Below are 19869 nucleotides of genomic sequence, written 5' to 3' on the forward strand. Positions count from 1 at the left end.
GTAAATTGCGCATAACGCGCGAACCGGAAGCAGGTGGCATGGGTCACTGGTTGTATCGCAACATCGTCGAGCCGGGAAAACTCCCGATGCTGCTGGCACTGGCCTCGTTCGTCATCACGTTCCTCGTCACGCGCACGGTGACCCGGATGATCCGCGCGGGCCGCGGTCCCTTCGGGAACATCGCTCCGGGGGGCTTGCACATCCACCACGTCGTGCCCGGCGTCGTCCTCGCCGTGGTCGGCGGGTTCACGTCCCTCGGCGGTGACCGCCGCAGTGTGACCGCCTGCGTCGGCGCCGTCGTGTTCGGGATGGGCGTGGGTCTCGTCCTCGACGAGTTCGCGCTGATCCTCCACCTCGACGACGTCTACTGGACCGAACAAGGGCGCCAGAGCGTCGAGGTCGTCGTGCTGGCCGCGGCCCTCGCCCTGCTCGTGCTCGCCGGATCGTTGCCCCTCGGCGTCAACGAACTCACTCCCGACGAACGGCAGGACCGCGCCTCGCTGATCCTCACCATGGCCGCCAACTTCCTCTTCGTGATCCTCGCCCTGGTCAAGGGCAAGCTCCGCATGGCCCTCATCGGCGCCCTCGTGCCCCTCGTCGCCCTGGTCGGCGCCGTACGGCTCGCCCGGCCGGGATCGCCGTGGGCCCGCCGCTTCTACCGCGCCAGACCCCGCGCCCGGGCCAAGTCCGTGCTGCGCGCCACCCGGCACGACCGGCGCTGGGGCGGGCTGAGCCGGAGGTTTCAGGACCTGATCGGCGGCGCGCCCGACCGGCCGCCGTCCCGCGAGGACTGACCGCGTCGTCGCAGCAGCGCGTCCGCCCCGCACACGACGAGCACCGCGCCGATCGCCGCCAGGTGCTCCTTGCCCGCGAGGTTCGGTTCGACGATCACCTCGACGATCATCGCCAGCAGCACCAGGCCCGCCGTGACCCAGGCCCGGTAGCGGTGGCAGATGAACACGGCGAGCCCCACCACCGCCGCCGACGGGCCCGTGTCCACGATCCGCGCGTCCGACGCGGGCAGCCCGAACGCCCCGTCGGGACCCACCGCGACGCCGATCCGGGCGTACGTCGTCCCGGCCAGCGTCGACACATACGCGATCACCAGCGTGCGCCGTCGCCCCAGCGTGAGCTCCGCGATGCCGAACACCAGCAGGATCTGCGCCAGCGCACCCCACACGGGCAGGTCCAGCGCCGGTACGAACAACGACAGCGGTGTACGCAACAGGGCGAGCCACAGCGGATCCTCGGCCCTGACGAAGCCGATGTCGTGGACCAGCCGCAGGCCCCGGGGCCGGTGCTGGAGCACGTAGAAGAAGGCGGTGAGCGCCACGGACACGAGCGTCAGCGAGACCGCCCGCCACCGCTTCACGGTCAGCTCGGCGCGCACTGCCGTATGCAGTGCGCCCCACTCACGGCGGGCGAACGCGGACAGGGGCGTCCGGCTCACCGGCCGCTCTCCAGGTGCCGGCGATGCAGCCGGCGGGGCAGCCCGGGGGGCTGGAGGAATCCCTCGGCGCGGGCGGCTGCGACGCAGACGCGCGGCAGGTCGGCGCTCTTCTCGAAGAGCATGAAACGCGGCTCCCAGATCGGTCGGTACTTGGCGTTGGCCCGGTAGAGGGACTCGATCTGCCACCATCGGGAGAGGAAGCCGAGCAGCGAGGCCCACAGCCTCAGCACCGGCCCCGCACCGAGCTTCGAGCCCCGTTCGAAGACCGACCTGAACATCGCGAAGTTGAGTGAGACCTGAGTGATCCCGATCTCTTCGGCGCGCTGGAGGAGTTCGATGACCATGAACTCCATGAGGCCGTTCTCGGCCTCGCGATCGCGCCGCATGAGATCGAGCGACAGCCCCTTCGTCCCCCACGGCACAAAGCTCAGCAAGGCTTTGAGCTCGCCCTCGCCGTCCCTGCACTCGAGCATCACGCAGCGCCCGTCCGCCGGATCGCCGAGCCGCCCCAGCGCCATGGAGAATCCGCGCTCGGTGGTTCCCTCGCGCCAGTCGTCGGCGCGCCGCACCAGCTCGTCCATCTCCTGCGCCGGGATGCCGTCGTGGCGGCGGATGCGCACCCGGTAGCCGGCGCGCCGCACCCGGTTGTACGCCTGGCGCACGGTGCGCATCGCCCGGCCCTCCAGCGTGAACTCGCCCGTGTCGACGATCGCCTCGTCGCCCAGTTCGAGCGCGTCCATGCCGTGGCGGGCGTACACGATGCCCGCCTCCTCGCCCGCCCCCATCACGGCCGGGAGCCAGCCGTGTTCGCGGGCCTGCGCCAGCCAGGGCTCGATCGCGCCGGGCCACGCCTCGGGGTCGCCGACCGGATCGCCCGACGCGAGCGAGACGCCGCTGACCACGCGGTACGCCACGGCCGCCTTGCCGGTCGGCGACCACACCACGCTCTTCTCGCGGCGCAGCGCGAAGTAGCCGAGGGAGTCCCGCTCGCCGTGCCGCGCCAGCAGGGCGCGCAGCCTCGCCTCGTCGTCCTCACCGAGCGGATCGACGGCCCGCAGCGAGCGGAAGGCCGCGTACAGAACGCCGAGCAGCAGCAGCGTGGACATGATGTTGATGACGACGTCCACCCAGCCTGGGGTGGTGATCTCGGGGAAGCGGGAGTCGCCGACCGCGATGGAGACCAGCCGCATCGCGCCGTAACGCCAGCGCTCCAGGAAGGTCGAGCCCGCGGGGGAGGTGTTGGTCACGGTGACCAGTCCCGCGGCCAGCAGCGAGGCGACGAGCAGACCACCGACCGCGACGGCGGCGGCCAGCTCGGGGTTGGACCGGTCGCCCTTGGCGTAGAACTCGCGGCGGCCGTGCAGCAGGGCGGCCATGAAGGCCGCGCTGAGCACAAGGGAGATCCAGTTCTGCGCGTGCTGCCGGATCTCGGGGAAGGCCATCGCGACGGCGAAGAGCAGCAGGAAAAGGCCGCAGAGCACGACGTTGAGAATCCAGGCCGCCCGTTTGCGGCGGCGCATGGTGATGGCGAGGAAGAGGGTGAAGACACCGGACGCGAAGCCCGCGGTGAGCAGGTAGGGCGTGAAGTAGTTGTCGGTGTTGTGGCGGCGCAGATCCTGACCGAGGGACACCCATACGGCGCTCAGGAAATTGATGACCGTCACGATCCGCAGGTACCAGACGGCGAATGCCGCGCTGCGCCGCGTGCGGTCGGTGCTGCGTCGCGACTCTTCACCGGAAAAGCGGACTTCTCCCATGAAAAGCGATCATATGGGTCATCGCTGGTCATGGTGGAGTCACGCTGCGGCCGCCGGCCGCCGGCCGTCGTCTGGTCGGCTGCCGCGCGGTCGCGTCTGTCAGTCCGTCAGGCTCTCGTCCCCCGACGCCTGTTCCTCGTCGCCGGTCTCCGGCTTCCGCTCGGGCAGCTCCGCCGCGAGGGCGGCGGCCGCCTGGACCAGGGGGAGCGCGAGCAGGGCGCCGGCACCCTCGCCCACGGTGACGGCATGGTCGAGGAGCGGGGTGAGCGCCATGCGGTCCAGCGCCTTCGCCTGCGCCGGCTCACCGCTGAGCTGGCCCGCGAGCCACCAGTCGGGCGAACGGAACGCCGCACGCTGGCCCACGAGACCGCACGCCGCCGCCACGACGCCGTCGAGCACGACAGGCGTCCGGCGCACCGCGCACTGCAGAAGGAAGCCGGTCATCGCCGCCAGGTCCGCGCCGCCGACCGTCGCGAGCAGCTCCAGCTGGTCGCCCAGCACCGGCCGGGCGCGGCGCAGCGCGTCACGGATCGCCGCGCACTTGCGCATCCAGGACAGGTCGTCGATCCCGGCCCCGCCGCGACCGGTGACCACGGACGCGTCCGTGCCGCACAGCGCGGCGACCAGGGTGGCGGCGGCTGTGGTGCCTCCGACGCTGAGGTCGCCGAGGACGACCAGGTCGGTGCCCGAGTCGGCCTCCTCGTCGGCGATCGCCATACCGAGGCGTACGGCCTGTTCGGCCTCCTCGACGGTCAGCGCGTCCTCGATGTCGATACGGCCGCTGCCGCGCCGCACCCGGTGCTTCACGACGTCCTCGGGCAGCAGCTCGGGATCGCAGTCCAGGCCGGCGTCGACGATCCGCACCGGCACGCCGGATCGACGGGCCAGCACGGCGACGGGGCTCGCGCCTTCGAGTACGGCCCGCACGAGCTTGTGTGCGGTGCCGGACTCCCGTCCCGAGACGCCGAGTTCGGCGACACCGTGGTCGCCGGCGAACAGCACGACCCGCGGCTGCTCGATGGCCCTGACCGGGACGGCGCCCTGCGCGGCCGCGAGCCACTCACCCAGCTCGTCGAGCCGCCCCAGCGCACCGGGCGGCAGGACCAGCCGCTCCCGCCGTTCCTCGGCGGCGCGCCGGACACCGCTGTCGGGGCGCTCGATCAGATCGGAGAAGTCGTCGAGATTCAGCCTGCTCATCCGCCGAACAGTACCGTCACGCGGTGACGCCCCGGGAGCCTCCCGCCCCCTTCTCCCGCGCCGCTGGGCCCGCTGAGCGCGCGGGCGGGCCTTCTCAGGCCGCCCCGGCCCCCTCGGCCGGGGCGATCTGAGCCCCGCCGACGATGGGGGCTGCGGAGTCCGGGGGCCCCCGAGACCGCCGCGCGAGCGGGTGCGATCACCTCGTGCTCCGAGCTCCGTCGGCAGGAGGCCCCTCCGGAACCGGCCGCGCCGCCGAGGGCACCGGGGCGTGCGGGGCAATTCGAGCTGCCGGCGATTGAGGTGCGGGGTCTGGGGTGGAACCCCGCGGGACCGAGGCGCGAGCGGGTGCGCCTGCCTCGTGCCCCGCTCGGGCGGCCGCCGCGCCCCGAACCGGTGCACCGGCGCGAGCGGGTGCGCTCACCTCGTGCCCCCAGCTCCGGCGGCCGCGGCGCCCCACCGAACTCGCCGCGCGAACCGGCGGACCCGCCCCTCACCCCCGCAACTGCAGCGCCTGCCCCGCAACCACGAGCAGCACGTGCTCGCACTCCGCCGCGAACGCCGCGTTCAGGCGGCCCAGTTCGTCGCGGAAGCGGCGGCCGGACGCGGTCGCCGGGACCACGCCCGAGCCGACCTCGTTGGTGACCGCCACCACCGTGCGGCCCGTCTCCCGTACCGCGGTCACGAGTTCGGTCACCCGTGTGCGCAGCGTCCGCTCGCCGTGCGCCGCCCACGCGGCGTCGTCCCAGGCGTCCGCCCGGTCCATCGCGTCGGTCAGCCAGAGCGACAGGCAGTCGATCAGCAGCGGCGGCCCGTCCTCGCTCAGCAGCGGCACCAGGTCGCACGTCTCGGTCGTGCGCCAGGAGCCGGGCCGCCGCTCGCGGTGGGCGGCCACCCTCGCCGCCCACTCCACGTCCCCCTCGCGGTGCCCGCCGGTCGCGACGTACAGCACGTCCGGGAACGCCTCCAGGCGTCGCTCCGCCTCCAGTGACTTGCCCGAACGGGCCCCGCCCGTCACCAGCGTGCGCCGGGGCACGTCCGGGACCGCGTGGTACTCGCCGACGATCAGCGTCGTCCCGTCCGGCACCGCCCGCGCCCCCGCCGCCGCCAGCCGCCGTGCCAGCTCGGAACCGCCGGGCACGTCGTGGTCGAGATGGACGGCGATCACATCGGTCGTGGACCCGATCGCCCCCGCGGCCCGCAGGCGTCCCACCGCGTCCGGCCGCCCCACGACATCCGCGACGACCATCTCGTACGCGGCGAGCCCCTCGGCCAGACCGGCGGGCGCGGCGCCCGGGGGCAGATAGAGCAGCCGCTCGCCCTCGGGTGACGTCACCTCGTACCCCGTACCGGGGTGGTCCACCGGAACCGCCCGCACCCGGTGCCCGCTGATCAGCGTCAGCTCCCGGCCGTCGGGCACCCGGCCGGGAGTCGGCAGCCCGGCCGGCAGGTCGAGCGCGGGGCCGTCGTGCGGATGGGCCAGCAGCACCTGGCGTACGCCGACGAGCGAATGCCCCGCCCGCGCCGCCGCCAGCGCGGCCCCGGGCGTGAGGTCGAGCAGCAGCGCCCCGTCCAGGAGCAGTGCGGTGGCCGCCCGCGCCTCCGCGCCGCGAGCGGTCGCGCAGACGGCGCAGGGGCAGTCGGGACGGGGGAGGCCGGCGGGCGCGCCGGTGCCGAGCAGAGTCAGTTCCACGCCCCTGATCCTCCCGCGTCCCCGCAGCTGGTGCGCGCCCGGCTACGCTGCGGGCAGCAAACTGATCAGCTGCGAGGCCCCAGGGACCCGGAGGCGCACATGGCATGGACGTGGCGGTTCGAGAAGTCCGACGGTACGGAGGTGCAGCCGGCGGTGGAGCCGGAGGAGTTCCCCACCCAGGGCGACGCCGAGTCGTGGATCGGTGAGCACTACAAGGAGCTCCAGGAGGGCGGGGCCGACCAGGTGGTGCTCTCGGAGGACGGGACGAAGGTCTACGGCCCGATGAGCCTCCACGAGTAGACCTCGGGCCGACGCACGCACCGGGCCGCACTCGACGGGGCGGCCCGGTGCCGGCGTCCTGCTCCCTGGCGCAACCGCCCCGTCAGAGCTCGCCCAGCGTGACCTGAGCCGTGCGCTGTGATCCGTCCCGCTGATACGTCACCGTCACCTTGTCGCCGGGCTGCTGCGCCGCCAGTGCCTCCGCGAGCGACGTGATCGTCGTGATCGCGGTGTTCCCCACCTTCGTGATGATGTCGCCCGCCCGCAGTCCGGCCTGGTCCGCGGGACCGTCCTGCGTGACCTCGACCACCGCCACGCCGGACGGGGCGTAGCGGTCGTCGAGGACCGTACGGCCCGTGATGCCGAGCGCCGCCCGGCCCGAGTCCGTGACCCGGCCGGTCGTGATGATCTGGTCGGCGATCCTGCGGACCATCGACGCCGGGATCGCGAAGCCGATGCCGGGCGCTGCGCCCTCGCCCAGTGACGGGTCCACCGCGGCGAGCGTCGGAATGCCGATGACCTCGCTGTCCAGATTGACCAGCGCGCCTCCGCTGTTGCCCGGATTGATCGGGGCCGACGTCTGCACCATGTCGGCGAACGTAGCCCCGGTGCCGCCGCCCAGGTCGCTCTGGGTCACGGTCCGGCCGACCGCCGAGACGATGCCCTGGGTGACGCTGCTGGAGAGGCCCAGCGGCGAACCCATGGCCAGCACGATCTGGCCGACCGCGACCGTGGACGAGTCACCGAACGTCGCCGCCCTCAGCCCCTCGGGCACGGACTCCAGCCGGATGACCGCGAGGTCCTGCTCCGGGTAGGAGGAGACCAGCCGTGCCGTCATCGGCGCCTCGCCCGTCGCCACTGTCACCCTGAACGACCTGCCGGGGCCCACGACGTGCGCGTTGGTGACGATGTGCCCCTCGTCGTCGTAGACGATCCCGGAGCCGAGGCGTTCGTCCGCCTCGATCTGCACGACCGACGGGAGCACGTTCTCGATGACGGCCTGGTAGTCGTCCTCCAGTTCGTTCGCGGCCTTCGGCGCCAGGGCGCGCGCCGTGACGAGGTTCGACGGCGCCGACGGCTGCGGCGGGGCGGCCGGTGAGCAGCCGCCGACGAGAACGGCCGCGCAGAGCGCGGCCGTGACGGAAAGGAGAGCGGGCAGCGGCGAACGGCGTGACGGACCGCGGGACGGGGATGCGCTCATGCCCGGAGTATCCCTTTTGCTTCCTCCTGGTCGCCCGCCCTGCGCCGCCGATCAGGGGGAGGGCGAGGCCGGGCCTCAGGCCCGCCGCACTCCGCACAGATGCAGCAGCGCCGCCACCCGCCGGTACGGATCGGTACGCCCCGCCCGTTCCTCCACGGAGAGCAGCTGGTGCAGCTCCTCGGCCGAGGGCAGCTCGACGTCGTTGCCGACGCTGTCCGTGAAGACACGCACCCCGTACCAGGCGTGCAGCGGCGCGTTGATCCCTTCGAGCGTCTCCGTCAGCGCGGCCAGCCGGTCCGCCCGCACGGTGAGACCGAGCCGGTTGGTGTACATCTCGGTGTCGAACGCGCTCCGGGCCGCGGACCAGTCACCGGCAAGGCCCGGCCGCATCGCCAGCGCGTCCCCGTTGCGCACCAGGAGGGACAGCAGCCCGCCCGGTGCCAGCATCCGCGCGAGGCCCGCGAGCATCGCGTCCGCCTCGGCGACGTACATCAGGACGCCGTGGCACAGCACCACGTCGAAGCTGCCCGGCAGGAAGTGCACACCGGTGTCGCGCCCGTCGCCCTCGATCAGCCGGACCCGCTCGCGGATCCCGGCCGGTTCGCCGGCGAGCGACTCGCGCGCCGCCTTCAGCATGGCGGCGTCCGACTCCAGCCCCGTGACCGTGTGCCCGGCCCGCGCCAGACGCAGTGCCTGCGTGCCCTGCCCCATGCCCACGTCGAGCACCCTGAGGCGCTGTCCGACCGGATACCGGGCGGAGATCTGCTCTTCCAGCTGGCGGGCGACGAGTTCCTGGCGGACCGTGTTGCGCAGCCCGCCCGCCCCCGCGAGCCATTCGGCGGACGCCCCGGCGAAGCACGAGGGCTCGACGGAGCGCGCGCTCAGGGCCGCTCCCCGCGCTTGACCTGCGGCTTGGGCAGACGAAGCCGGCGCATCTGCAGCGTACGCATCAGGCCGTACGCCACCGCGCCGCGCTTCGGCTCGTCCGGGAAGCGCTCGCGCAGCTGCTTCTTGAGCCGGATCACCAGACCGACGGAGTCGATGACGATCATCACGATCACGCCGAGCCAGAGCAGCAGGGCGATGTTCTGCAACTGCGGGACCCGGATCATGCTCAGTACGAGGATGACCACCGCGAGCGGCAGGAAGAACTCGGCGATGCAGAAGCGGGAGTCGACGAAGTCGCGCACGAAGCGCCGCACCGGACCCTTGTCACGGGCCGGCAGATAGCGCTCGTCGCCGCTGGCGAGGGCCTCGCGCTGCCTGGCCAGGTCCGCACGGCGGGCCTCGCGCTGGCGCTTCATCGCCTCCTTGCGGTCCTGCGGTGGGGTGGCCGCACGGCGCCGCTGGCCCTGGGCCTCGGCGCGCTTCGGTGTCGGGCGGCCCTTGGGGGCCTCGGGGTCGCGGGGCTGCTTGGAGAGGTCCGCCGTCACCTTTTCGGTGGGGGCCTTCTCGTCCTTGGAACGGCTACGGAACACAAAGCCCAAGGGTACGGGGTGCGAGGCATGGACCCCACCTTCGCGGGGAACGATCCCGCAACGGCGTGCGTCCGTAAAGGACACAAGCACCACAGAGCGGACGTCCGGTGCGACGGGTCCCTGACGGCTCTCTACTCCTTCGGCCGGATCAGGAGCTGTTCGCAGTCGTCCTTGGGGATGAGCGCATCCACGCTCGAACAGTGCGGTAATGGATGCAGGGCCCGTACTGTGGGTTCTGTTGGAGTGGTGAAGCCGAGTCCGTCAGAAGGGGGCGCGCGAAGCCCATGAGCGGTGTCATGAAGCGTATGGGGATGATCTTCCGCGCGAAGGCGAACAAGGCCCTTGACCGGGCCGAGGATCCGCGCGAAACCCTCGATTACTCGTACCAGAAGCAGCTGGAGCTGTTGCAGAAGGTCCGCCGCGGAGTCGCGGACGTCGCGACGTCCCGCAAGCGCCTCGAGCTCCAGCTGAACCAGCTGCAGGGCCAGTCCGCAAAGCTGGAGGACCAGGGCCGCAAGGCGCTTGCGCTGGGTCGCGAGGACCTGGCGCGCGAGGCGCTCTCCCGCCGTGCCGCGCTCCAGCAGCAGGTCACCGACCTGGAGACCCAGCACCAGACCCTGCAGGGCGAGGAGGAGAAGCTCACGCTCGCCGCGCAGCGGCTGCAGGCCAAGGTCGACGCCTTCCGTACGAAGAAGGAGACGATCAAGGCGACGTACACCGCCGCCCAGGCGCAGACCCGGATCGCGGAGTCCTTCTCCGGCATCTCGGAGGAGATGAGCGACGTCGGCGTCGCGATCCAGCGCGCCGAGGACAAGACCGCGCAGCTCCAGGCACGGGCCGGCGCGATCGACGAGCTGCTCGCCTCCGGTGCTCTCGACGACCAGTCGGGCCTGGCGAAGGACGACATCCAGGCCGAGCTCGACCGCCTCTCCGGTGGTACGGACGTCGAGCTGGAGCTCCAGCGCATGAAGGCCGAGCTGGCCGGCGGCCCGGCGTCGCAGCAGCAGGCGATCGAGGGCGGTGCGGACCGTCAGGACGCGCCGCCGCAGCAGCAGAGCACTCCGAAGTTCGACAAGCAGTAAGGACTCGTCATGATCGTACGGATCATGGGGGAGGGGCAGCTGGAGGTGGCGGACAGCCACTTCCCTGAGCTGAACAAGCTCGACGACGAGCTGCTCGCGGAGATGGAGAGCGGCGACGGCACCGGTTTCCGCCGGACGCTGCACGCCCTGCTCGAAAAGGTCCGCGAGCTCGGCGAGCCACTGCCCGACGCCTCCCTGGAGCCGTCCGAGCTGATCCTTCCCGCGCCGGACGCGACGCTGGAGGACGTCCGGGAGCTGCTGGGCGAGGACGGGCTCATTCCCACGGGCCCGGAGCCCTCCCGCACGGAGCCGGAGCCGGAGCCGCTGGAGTCCTCCCGCACGGCCCCGTCCGAATCCCCGGCCCCGGTCGAACCCCCGGACTGACGCGGCCCAGCGGCCCCGGCGGTCCTCCCCTGCCCGTCCCTTCCCGTGAGCTGGGGCTCCTCGCCCTGCCGGCGCGGGGACCCAATCGACCCCGCGCCGGCGGGCCGGCCGGCGGTGGGGTGCGGTTCCTGCTCGTCCGGCCCCAGCGAAGCCGGGTACGGGGTCTGGGACGGGAGCCGGTTCGGGAGGGGCGGGGCGGGGAACAGCCCCGCGCAGCGGCCCCGCCGCACGCCCCTCCGCACCCCCCTCCGCACCCCCCTCAGCACCCCGTAACGTAGCCGGACGTGACCTCACTCGCCGACCGGCTCCTGCGGACAAGGCACTGGCTGCACGCGCACCCGCTCGCATTCGACGCCGCGCTCGCCGTCGCCGTGCTCGCCTGCATGGTCACCGGGTCCTTCGCCGACCCGCACGGACCCCACGGCCCCACCTTCGGCACCCGCACACCCGAGCTCCGCAGCGCCGTCCTGATGGTCGTCGCGGCGGCCGCGCTCGTCTTCCGGCGGTGCGAACCGATGGCCGTGCTCGGTGTCACCGGTCTTGTGTCCGTCGTCGAGCTCGTGGTCGGCGACCCGGCGGCGCCCGTCGCCATGAGCGCCGTCATCGCCCTGTACACCGTCGCCTCCACCACCGACCGGCCCACGACGTGGCGCGTCGGGCTGCTGACGATGGCCGTGCTGACGGGCGCGGCGATGTCGTTCGGCTCCACTCCCTGGTACACCCAGGAGAACCTGGGCATCTTCGCCTGGACCGGGATGGCGGCCGCCGCCGGTGACGCCGTCCGCAGCCGCCACGCCTTCGTCGACGCCATACGGGAGAGGGCCGAGCGCGCCGAGCGGACCCGCGAGGAGGAGGCCGGGCGCCGCGTCGCCGAGGAGCGGCTGCGCATCGCCCGCGATCTGCACGATGTCGTCGCGCACCACATCGCCCTGGTCAACGTGCAGGCCGGCGTCGCCGCCCATGTCATGGACAAGCGGCCCGACCAGGCCAAGGAAGCCCTGGCCCATGTCCGCGAGGCCAGCCGCTCCGCACTCGACGAACTGCGCGCCACCGTCGGCCTGCTGCGTCAGTCCGGCGACCCCGAGGCGCCCACCCAGCCGGCCCCCGGCCTCGCCGTCCTCGACGAACTCGTCACCACCTTCCGCCAGGCCGGACTGCCCGTCGAAGTCGCCCGCGCCGACGACGGCGTCAGCCCGTCCGCGGCGGTCGACCTCGCCGCGTACCGGATCATCCAGGAGTCGCTGACCAATGTGCAGAAGCACGCGGGCCCGGACGCCAAGGCCGAGGTCAGCGTGGTGCGCGTCGGCGCCACCCTGGAGGTGACCGTCCTCGACAACGGCGCCGTCGACCCGGACCCCGGCGAAGGCGGCGGCCACGGACTCATCGGCATGCGGGAACGGGTCACCGCGCTCGGCGGCACCCTCGCCGCCAGGCCCCGCTACGGAGGCGGCTTCCGGGTGCAGGCGATACTGCCCCTGCATGCGCGGGCGGCCCGCGCGGGGGAGGACCGATGACCATCAGGGTGCTGCTCGCCGACGACCAGGCGCTGCTGCGCAGCGCGTTCAAGGTCCTGGTGGACTCCGAACCGGACATGGAGGTCGTCGGGGAGGCCGCCGACGGCGCGCAGGCCGTCGCCCTGACCCGCTCCGCCCGCGCCGACGTCGTCCTGATGGACATCCGGATGCCCGGCACGGACGGCCTCGCCGCGACCCGCATGATCAGCGCGGATCCCGAACTGTCGCATGTGCGGGTGGTGATGCTGACGACCTTCGAGGTGGACGAATACGTCGTCCAGTCGCTGCGCGCCGGGGCCTCCGGCTTCCTCGGGAAGGGCGCCGAGCCCGAGGAGCTCCTGAACGCGATCCGTGTCGCCGCCGCCGGAGAAGCGCTGCTGTCCCCGGCCGCGACCAAGGGACTGATCGCCACGTTCCTCGCCCAGGGCGGCGGTTCGGACAACGTGGCCGAACCCGGCGCGTACGCCGAGCGGATGTCCGCCCTCACGAGCCGCGAGCGCGAAGTGCTGGTGCTGGTCGCCGGCGGGCACTCCAACGACGAGATCGCCGACCGTCTGGAGGTCAGTCCGCTCACCGTGAAGACCCATGTGAACCGGGCGATGGCCAAGCTCGGCGCCCGCGACCGGGCCCAGCTGGTGGTCACCGCGTACGAGTCCGGTCTGGTACGTCCACGGGTGGAGTGAGCCCTGCGGGGCCGTGGTGGCCGGTGCCGGCTGCGTCCGATCCTGACAATGGCCCTGGCGACGGTCTTCACCGTGCTGCCGATGGTGCCGGGCGTGACGGGCGAGGGCGGCCTCATGGCCAGGCCGCCGGCCCTGGCGCTGATCGGCGGCCTGATCACCTCGACGCCGCTGACGCTGCTGCTGGCGCCGACGCTGTACGCGATGGTGGAGCCGTGCAAGGAACGGCGCCGCGCTGAGCGGCGGGTACGCCGGCCTCGACAGACCCGCCGACGCCGGAGCCGGTGAACGCGTGAGCATGCAGCGGGCGCTGTCGACGCCGAGCCTGCGCAGACAGGGGAGCCCGGCCAGAACGTCGGCCGGGTCGCCGATGCCGCCCCCTGTGCTGTCGAGAAGCTGCGGACTTGGACCTGGTGGATCAGCGCGTTGGGCCATCACGGTTCGGGAGTCGTGGCGCTGCGGGTCCGGGGCGGCCGATGCCGGCCGGCGAAGCCCCATCCCGAAACCGGGGCTTCGCCCAAGAGCCGTACCGCCCTTCGGCGGGGTCCTTGAACTTCCCCTGGGCTTCGCCCCGGGGACCCTCGGCCGGGCTGACAAAGCCGGCCCCGCTGCGGCACTCCCCCTGGCTTCGCCGGGGGACCCAGCACCGCCAGGCCGTAGGTTTTGTGGCGCGAGGGCCCGGTGGGGTCCCCCGCGCCCGCGGGGCGTAGGGGCAGGAGCTACGGCAGCGCCAGCATCCGCTCCAGCGCCAGCTTCGCGAAGCTCTCCGTCTCCTTGTCGACCTGGATGCGGTTGACCAGGTTGCCCTCGGCCAGCGACTCCAGAGCCCACACCAGGTGGGGCAGGTCGATCCGGTTCATCGTCGAGCAGAAGCAGACCGTCTTGTCGAGGAAGACGATCTCCTTGCCCTCGTCTGCGAAACGATTCGCCAGACGACGGACCAGGTTCAGCTCCGTGCCGATGGCCCACTTGGACCCGGCCGGGGCCGCCTGAAGCGTGTTGATGATGTACTCCGTCGAGCCCACGTAGTCCGCGGCCGCGACGACCTCGTGCTTGCACTCAGGGTGCACCAGGACGTTGACGCCCGGGATGCGCTCGCGCACGTCGTTGACCGAGTCCAGCGAGAACCGGCCGTGCACCGAGCAGTGGCCGCGCCACAGGATCATCTTGGCGGCTCGCAGTTCCTCCGCGGTCAGGCCGCCGTTCGGCTTGTGCGGGTTGTAGAGCACGCAGTCCTCAAGAGACATCCCCATGTCACGGACGGCGGTGTTGCGGCCCAGGTGCTGGTCGGGCAGGAAGAGGACCTTCTCGCCCTGCTCGAAGGCCCAGTCCAGCGCGCGCTTCGCGTTCGACGACGTACAGATGGTGCCGCCGTGCTTGCCGGTGAACGCCTTGATGTCCGCCGAGGAGTTCATGTACGACACGGGCACGACCTGCTCGGCGATGCCCGCCTCCGTCAGCACGTCCCAGCACTCGGCGACCTGCTCGGCCGTGGCCATGTCGGCCATCGAGCAGCCGGCCGCGAGGTCGGGGAGCACGACCTTCTGGTCGTCGGACGTCAGGATGTCCGCGGACTCGGCCATGAAGTGCACACCGCAGAAGACGATGTACTCGGCCTCGGGGCGCGCGGCCGCGTCCTTGGCCAGCTTGAAGGAGTCGCCGGTGACGTCCGCGAACTGGATGACCTCGTCACGCTGGTAGTGGTGGCCCAGGACGAAGACCTTGCTGCCGAGCTTCTCCTTGGCCGCACGGGCGCGCTCCACCAGGTCCGGGTCGGACGGCGATGGCAGGTCGCCCGGGCACTCGACACCGCGCTCGCTGCGGGGGTCGGCCTCGCGGCCGAGCAGCAGGAGGGCGAGCGGCGTCGGCTGGACGTCGAGCTCGGGGCGGGTTGGGGCGGTGGTCACGACACGCACCCTTTCTTCGTCTGACAGAGGGCTTCTCGTCTATTTGACGCTATCTATCATAACCGCTTCACGTCACTTTGACGATGTCCATAGCGTCGATGTGACGCACCCCCTGTCCACAGGCCGGTGCCTTGTGTCGAGCCGGTGTGCGAGCATGAAAGGGAAAGACTAGGGCTCGCCCGGAATGAATCCGGGACCCGGCCGGTTGCACCCGTCGGCAAGCAGTCTCCGTACTACCCGGGAGAGAAGCAGATGTCCGTATCGGACGAGACCACCACCGTGAGCGACGGCATCCTCCTGTCCGACGCCGCCGCGGCCAAGGTCAAGGCCCTGCTGGACCAGGAAGGCCGTGACGACCTCGCCCTGCGTGTCGCTGTTCAGCCCGGCGGCTGCTCCGGCCTGCGGTACCAGCTGTTCTTCGACGAGCGCTCGCTCGACGGCGACGTCGTCAAGGACTTCGGCGGCGTCAAGGTCGTCACCGACCGCATGAGCGCGCCGTACCTGGGCGGTGCGTCGATCGACTTCGTCGACACCATCGAGAAGCAGGGCTTCACCATCGACAACCCGAACGCGACGGGTTCCTGCGCCTGCGGCGACTCGTTCAGCTAGAGACTCTTCTCTGCATGCGGCGAAAGGCGGCGGCCCCCATCCGGGACCGCCGCCTTCGGCGTCTCAGCACCCTCACCCCTTGCGCGGCAGTTCCTTGCCCGTGCTCGCGTCAACGACCTTGCGGCCGTCCAGGGGTGCGTCCAGCGTCACCGATTCGGTCAGCTCCTTGGCGATGGCGATGCACACCCGGTCGGGATCGGGATTCGGCTCGACGATCTCGACCTTCACCTGGTCCGGGCTCTCCGTCGCCCTCGCCTCGTAGTCGCTGCACACCCCGCCCCAGAAGGTCACCGACAGCGTCCTGCCGTCCACGCTGTACGAGATGGCCGGAGGGGAGGGGACCTTCCCCGGCTCGGTCGGCGTGACGTCCTGGTGCGGCGGCTCGGCCGACTTGAGATACGCCGGCTCCACCGCGGTGTGCGTGACCGTGAACGGCTCGGCCTGCCCCTTCGCAGTCACCTGGAACAGCCACGACGGCACCAGCGCCTGTCGCCCGTCCACATACTGCGCCGCCAGCCCGAAGACGGCCTTCTCGACAGTCAGCTGCTCCGGTGCGGGCTTGTCGCCCGCCGGCTCACACGGCGCGGCGGGCTTCTGCTCGCCCTCCCGCGACTCGTCCGCGGGCGGCTCACCCACCCGCAGGTCGTCCTTGTGCGGCACGGGCGTCGCGCAGCCGCCGATGCCGATCGGGCCACCGCCCTGCCCGGCCTCGTTCAGCGCCTTCATCGCCTCGTCCGCGGAGATCGCCGGATAGCTGTGGGACTTCACGGGCTTCTTCAGCTGCCCGCTCCCGCCGATCACCTGACCGTCCGCGCCGACCTGGATGCCGGTGCTCCAGCCGTACGTGGGCAGGCCGCCCACCACCGGGTCGGCGTTGACCACGCGTACCGCGCCCATCAGCTGCCGGGCGTCGAGCTTCGCGTCGCCCTGGCCGACCGCGGCCAGCACCGGCGCCGCGGCCTTCTTCGCGGCCGCCTCGTCGACCGCGGGCCCCGACTCGTCCGGCGCCACCGAGCCGTCGGCCGGGCAGTCCTTGCCCTTCGGGCAGTCGTCGCCGCGGGGCGCCGCGCCGTAGCGGGCGAAGGTCCAGGTGCCCGGAGCGTCCTTGTTCACCTGGAGCATCGGGCCCGAGCCGTCCTTGTCCGCCCCGATCTTCCACGCTGTACCCGCCAGTCGCGGCGATCCCGTCACACCGAGCGCCTTTGCCAGCCGTGCGACCTCGGCCTCCGTCACGGATCCGGCCGCCCGGTACACGGCGGCCCGCTCGGGTCCCTCGGGCAGATCGCCCGCGGCGCGGTAGACCGTACCGCCACCGTCGTTCGGATCGGGCTCGCCCGGAGCGATGGAGCCCGTGCTCTCGCCGGCGCTCCCCGGCGCGTCCAGGGAGAGCAGCGGAGCCGGCCCACCCCGGGGGGCGTCGCTCTTCGCGTCGGACGCCGTGTCCGTGCCGCCGCCCAGTCCTGTGGTCGCCACGTACGCCCCGCCTCCGCCGGCGACCAGCACCGCCGCCGCCACCGAGGCGACGACGAGCGGGGAACGCCGGTGGCGGGGGCTGCGTTGCGTCTTGTCCGTGCTGCTCACCGCATCGCTCCTTGTCTCGTGCCTCCTGCTGCGGAGGGCACGGATGGGACGGAGCGGGGGAGCGCGTGGTTCCCTCGCGTCGCGCGGCGCCCGTCGCGGCTCAGTCGCCGTAGTCGGACATCGCGTCCAGCAGCCGGGCCGAGGAGGGCGGCACCACGACCCCGTGGATGAGCGAATGGTGCACCGGCGCCGGCGCCGTGACCGCCGGTACGACCCAGTGCGGTGCCATGCGCGCGCAGTCACCGCGCAGCTGGTCGAGACTCATCTCGGACTCCCGCGACTCGCGCGCGGCGATGTGCTTCGTCATAGCGGCACCGTATGCACCTGGGCCTGGCGGAAAAAAGCCCTACTATCGGGTAGTTTCCGCACGTGGAAGGGGCGTAGAACCCGGTAGCGTGGACTGTCACTGCCAACCCGCCCCAGGAGCGCCTCACCGTGCGTATCGCAGTCACCGGCTCCATCGCCACCGACCACCTCATGACCTTCCCCGGCCGCTTCGCCGACCAGTTGGTCGCGGACCAGTTGCACACGGTCTCCCTGTCCTTCCTCGTCGACAATCTCGATGTGCGCAGGGGCGGTGTCGGGGCCAACATCTGCTTCGGCATGGGCCAGCTGGGCACCGGACCGATCCTCGTCGGCGCGGCCGGCTCGGACTTCGACGAGTACCGCGCCTGGCTCGACCGTCACGGTGTGGACACCGCGTCGGTCCGTATCTCCGAGGTCCTGCACACCGCCCGCTTCGTGTGCACCACCGACGCCGACCACAACCAGATCGGCTCCTTCTACACCGGTGCCATGAGCGAGGCTCGCCAGATCGAGCTGAAGTCCGTGGCCGACCGGGTCGGCGGCCTGGATCTCGTCCTGATCGGCGCGGACGACCCCGAGGCGATGCTGCGTCACACCGAGGAGTGCCGCTCGCGCGCCATCCCGTTCGCCGCGGACTTCTCGCAGCAGATCGCGCGCATGGACGGCGACGAGATCCGGATACTGCTGGACGGCGCCGCGTACCTGTTCTCGAACGAGTACGAGAAGGGCCTCATCGAGTCCAAGACCGGCTGGACCGACGGGGAGATCCTGGCCAGGGTCGGCCACCGCGTCACCACGCTCGGCTCCCGGGGCGTCCGCATCGAGGCGGCGGGAGGGGAGACGATCGAGGTCGGCTGCCCGGAGGAGGACGCCAAGGTCGACCCGACGGGCGTGGGCGACGCGTTCCGCGCGGGCTTCCTGTCGGGCCTGTCGTGGGGCGTGGGCCATGAGCGGGCGGCGCAGGTGGGCTGCATGCTGGCCACGCTGGTGATCGAGACGCTGGGCACGCAGGAGTACACGCTGCGGCGGGCGCACTTCATGGAGCGCTTCACCAAGGCGTACGGCCACGAGGCGGCAGCCGAGGTCCACGCACACCTGGCCTGACACGCTCAGGGGGACCCCGCCGGGCCGGCGGGGTCCCCAGGGGCTGTCCGGCGGATCCGGGCCGGGGCCCTGATGCGCCGGACACCCCTACACCAGCCGCCGCACCACGTACGCCACCCCTCGCTCCGCCTCCTGTTCCCCCACGTACTCCTGCCCCCGCATCACGCACCACGCCGGGATGTCCAGGCGGGCCGCCCCGTCGTCCGAGAGCACCGTCACCGTCGCGCCGACCGGTACGTCGCCGATCACCTTCGCCAGTTCGATGACCGGGATCGGGCACCTCCTGCCCAGCGCATCCACGACGAGCGACGCGTCCCGGCCGGACGGTTCGACCGGCGCCGGGGCGGGCGCGCCGAGACGCTCCCGCACCTCCGCCACCACTCGCGGCAGCACCTGAAGGAAACCGTCGACGTCCTCCCGTGACGTGCCGAGCGGCAGCGAGACCCGCACATTGCCCTCCGACAGCACTCCCATCGCCCGCAGCACATGGCTCGGCGTGAGCGTGCTGCTCGTGCACGACGAACCGGACGACACCGAGTAGCCCGCCCGGTCCAGCTCGTGCAGCACTGTCTCTCCGTCGACATAGAGACAGGAGAACGTCACCAGGTGGGGCAGCCGCCGCACCGGGTCGCCCACCACCTCGACGTCCGGCACCAGCTCCGGCACCCGCGTGCGGATCAGGTCCACCAGGCCCCGGAGACCCGCGGCCTGCTCCGCCGCCTCCGCGCGTACCGCACGCAGCGACGCCGCGGCCGCCACGATCGCCGGGATGTTCTCGAAGCCGGGCGCCCGCCCCGACTCCCGCTCGTCGGCGGGACCTTGCGGGGCGAAACGGACACCCTTGCGCACCGCGAGCAGCCCGACACCGGCCGGGCCGCCCCACTTGTGCGCGCTCGCGGCCAGCAGGGACCAGTCGCCCCGCACCGGCCCCCAGGGCAGCGACTGCGCGGCGTCCACCAGCAGCGGCACACCCGCCTCCCGGCAGGCGGCGGCCACCGCGTCCACCGGCTGCTCGGTGCCCACCTCGTGGTTGGCGGACTGCAGGCACGCCAGCGCCGTCCCGGGGCCGAGGGCGCCGGCGAAGTCGTCGGCGGACACCGATCCCAGCCGGTCCACCCCGACCTCCGTCACCGACCCGCCCGACGACTCCCACGAGGACGCCGAGTGCAGCACGGCGGAGTGCTCGACGGCGGAGACGACGAGACGGCCGCCGACACGCCGACGGGCGGCGAGCGCGCCGGAGATCGCGGAGTGCAGCGCGTGGGTCCCCGAAGGAGTGAACACGAGCTCGTCGGGACGGCAGCCGACGGCCTCCGCGGCCGCCTCCCGGGCGGCGTCCAGCAGAAGCCTCGCCCGCCGCCCTTCGCGGTAGAGCCGGGACGGGTCGGCCCAGCCCTCGTCGAGCGAGGCCTGCAGGGCCTGACGCGCGACCGGGTGCAGGGGAGCGGAGGATGCTGCATCGAAGTAGGGCACGTCATCACGCTAACGCCGTGCAGGCGAGGGGGCGTCAGATGGGCCCCGGACCGTTGAATTCCGGGGGTTTGGGACGGTCCCCGGGAAGGTGCGGCACCCCTTCGGGGTGTCGGACGGCGCGTTGGGCACCCTCCCCGCGCGACCCCAAATAGCGTCCAGTAGGGTTTGGTCCGCATA

The 19869-nt window shown here is 72.2% G+C and carries 18 protein-coding genes and 2 pseudogenes; 9 read left to right on the forward strand and 11 right to left on the reverse strand.

Annotated elements, in window-relative coordinates:
* Positions 1-38 precede the first annotated feature (38 nt).
* Positions 39-794, forward strand: a complete 756-nt coding sequence (locus tag J7E88_RS14400; RefSeq protein WP_215180847.1) for a hypothetical protein — start codon at positions 39-41, stop codon at positions 792-794.
* On the opposite strand, the gene J7E88_RS14405 is transcribed toward J7E88_RS14400, so the two are convergent.
* The 4 genes from J7E88_RS14405 to J7E88_RS14420 form a co-directional block, all read right to left on the reverse strand.
* Positions 743-1450, reverse strand: a complete 708-nt coding sequence (locus J7E88_RS14405) for a hypothetical protein (protein WP_215180849.1) — start codon at positions 1448-1450, stop codon at positions 743-745. The genes J7E88_RS14400 and J7E88_RS14405 overlap by 52 nt on opposite strands.
* Positions 1447-3207 carry a phosphatidylglycerol lysyltransferase domain-containing protein gene (locus J7E88_RS14410; protein WP_215180851.1) on the reverse strand — a complete coding sequence of 587 codons (1761 nt, stop codon included), beginning with the start codon at positions 3205-3207 and terminating at the stop codon, positions 1447-1449. The genes J7E88_RS14405 and J7E88_RS14410 overlap by 4 nt, the downstream gene beginning before the upstream one ends.
* Positions 3208-3306: 99 nt before the next feature.
* Positions 3307-4404: a nicotinate-nucleotide--dimethylbenzimidazole phosphoribosyltransferase gene (gene cobT / locus J7E88_RS14415; RefSeq protein ID WP_215180853.1), complete on the reverse strand. Its 1098-nt coding sequence runs from the start codon at positions 4402-4404 to the stop codon at positions 3307-3309.
* Positions 4405-4894: 490 nt separating this feature from the next.
* Positions 4895-6094, reverse strand: a complete 1200-nt coding sequence (locus J7E88_RS14420; protein ID WP_215180855.1) for a bifunctional adenosylcobinamide kinase/adenosylcobinamide-phosphate guanylyltransferase — start codon at positions 6092-6094, stop codon at positions 4895-4897.
* 99 nt (positions 6095-6193) lie between these two features.
* Between J7E88_RS14420 and J7E88_RS14425 the strand changes: the two genes are divergently transcribed.
* Positions 6194-6394, forward strand: coding sequence for a hypothetical protein (locus tag J7E88_RS14425; RefSeq protein ID WP_215180857.1), 201 nt, complete (start codon positions 6194-6196; stop codon positions 6392-6394).
* An 82-nt stretch (positions 6395-6476) separates the two neighbouring features.
* Here the strand turns inward: J7E88_RS14425 and J7E88_RS14430 are convergent, their stop codons facing one another.
* The 3 genes from J7E88_RS14430 to J7E88_RS14440 form a co-directional block, all read right to left on the reverse strand.
* Positions 6477-7574, reverse strand: a complete 1098-nt coding sequence (locus J7E88_RS14430; protein ID WP_215180859.1) for a S1C family serine protease — start codon at positions 7572-7574, stop codon at positions 6477-6479.
* Between the two features lie 75 nt (positions 7575-7649).
* Entirely contained in the window at positions 7650-8387 is a 738-nt protein-coding gene (locus J7E88_RS14435) for a bifunctional 2-polyprenyl-6-hydroxyphenol methylase/3-demethylubiquinol 3-O-methyltransferase UbiG (protein WP_251022662.1), read from the reverse strand.
* A gap of 68 nt (positions 8388-8455) precedes the next feature.
* Positions 8456-9052 carry a DUF3043 domain-containing protein gene (locus tag J7E88_RS14440; RefSeq protein WP_215180861.1) on the reverse strand — a complete coding sequence of 199 codons (597 nt, stop codon included), beginning with the start codon at positions 9050-9052 and terminating at the stop codon, positions 8456-8458.
* Between the two features lie 284 nt (positions 9053-9336).
* Here J7E88_RS14440 and J7E88_RS14445 point away from each other — a divergent pair, with 284 nt between their 5' ends.
* From J7E88_RS14445 to J7E88_RS14465, 5 genes and pseudogenes are all read left to right on the forward strand, one after another.
* Positions 9337-10134 carry a PspA/IM30 family protein gene (locus tag J7E88_RS14445; RefSeq protein WP_215180863.1) on the forward strand — a complete coding sequence of 266 codons (798 nt, stop codon included), beginning with the start codon at positions 9337-9339 and terminating at the stop codon, positions 10132-10134.
* Between the two features lie 9 nt (positions 10135-10143).
* Positions 10144-10416 (forward strand): annotated as a pseudogene (locus tag J7E88_RS14450) (hypothetical protein); the annotation flags it as partial.
* Positions 10417-10802: 386 nt separating this feature from the next.
* On the forward strand, positions 10803-12032 hold the full coding sequence (locus J7E88_RS14455; RefSeq protein ID WP_215180865.1) for a histidine kinase: 1230 nt from the start codon (positions 10803-10805) through the stop codon (positions 12030-12032).
* Positions 12029-12715, forward strand: coding sequence for a response regulator transcription factor (locus tag J7E88_RS14460; protein WP_215180867.1), 687 nt, complete (start codon positions 12029-12031; stop codon positions 12713-12715). Before J7E88_RS14455 ends, J7E88_RS14460 begins: the two co-directional genes overlap by 4 nt.
* Positions 12716-12730: 15 nt before the next feature.
* Positions 12731-13000, forward strand: a pseudogene (locus J7E88_RS14465) (efflux RND transporter permease subunit); the annotation flags it as partial.
* A gap of 431 nt (positions 13001-13431) precedes the next feature.
* Here the strand turns inward: J7E88_RS14465 and nadA are convergent.
* Entirely contained in the window at positions 13432-14619 is a 1188-nt protein-coding gene (gene nadA / locus J7E88_RS14470) for a quinolinate synthase NadA (RefSeq protein WP_215180871.1), read from the reverse strand.
* 252 nt (positions 14620-14871) lie between these two features.
* Here nadA and J7E88_RS14475 point away from each other — a divergent pair, with 252 nt between their 5' ends.
* Complete coding sequence (locus tag J7E88_RS14475; protein WP_030745999.1) at positions 14872-15228, forward strand: iron-sulfur cluster assembly accessory protein; 357 nt, start codon at positions 14872-14874, stop codon at positions 15226-15228.
* 72 nt (positions 15229-15300) lie between these two features.
* Here the strand turns inward: J7E88_RS14475 and J7E88_RS14480 are convergent, their stop codons facing one another.
* Both J7E88_RS14480 and J7E88_RS14485 read right to left on the reverse strand, forming a co-directional pair.
* Positions 15301-16809: a hypothetical protein gene (locus J7E88_RS14480; protein ID WP_215180873.1), complete on the reverse strand. Its 1509-nt coding sequence runs from the start codon at positions 16807-16809 to the stop codon at positions 15301-15303.
* Between the two features lie 100 nt (positions 16810-16909).
* Positions 16910-17116 carry a hypothetical protein gene (locus J7E88_RS14485; protein WP_215180875.1) on the reverse strand — a complete coding sequence of 69 codons (207 nt, stop codon included), beginning with the start codon at positions 17114-17116 and terminating at the stop codon, positions 16910-16912.
* Positions 17117-17244: 128 nt separating this feature from the next.
* On the opposite strand from J7E88_RS14485, the gene J7E88_RS14490 reads away from it, so the two are divergent.
* Positions 17245-18219 (forward strand): carbohydrate kinase family protein, encoded by a 975-nt coding sequence (locus J7E88_RS14490; RefSeq protein WP_215180877.1) that lies wholly within the window; start codon positions 17245-17247, stop codon positions 18217-18219.
* Between the two features lie 87 nt (positions 18220-18306).
* On the opposite strand, the gene J7E88_RS14495 is transcribed toward J7E88_RS14490, so the two are convergent.
* Positions 18307-19692, reverse strand: a complete 1386-nt coding sequence (locus J7E88_RS14495) for a cysteine desulfurase/sulfurtransferase TusA family protein (protein ID WP_215180879.1) — start codon at positions 19690-19692, stop codon at positions 18307-18309.
* Positions 19693-19869 lie beyond the last annotated feature (177 nt).

Origin of the sequence: Streptomyces sp. ISL-10 (genome assembly GCF_018614575.1) — a bacterium.
GTDB lineage: Bacteria > Actinomycetota > Actinomycetes > Streptomycetales > Streptomycetaceae > Streptomyces.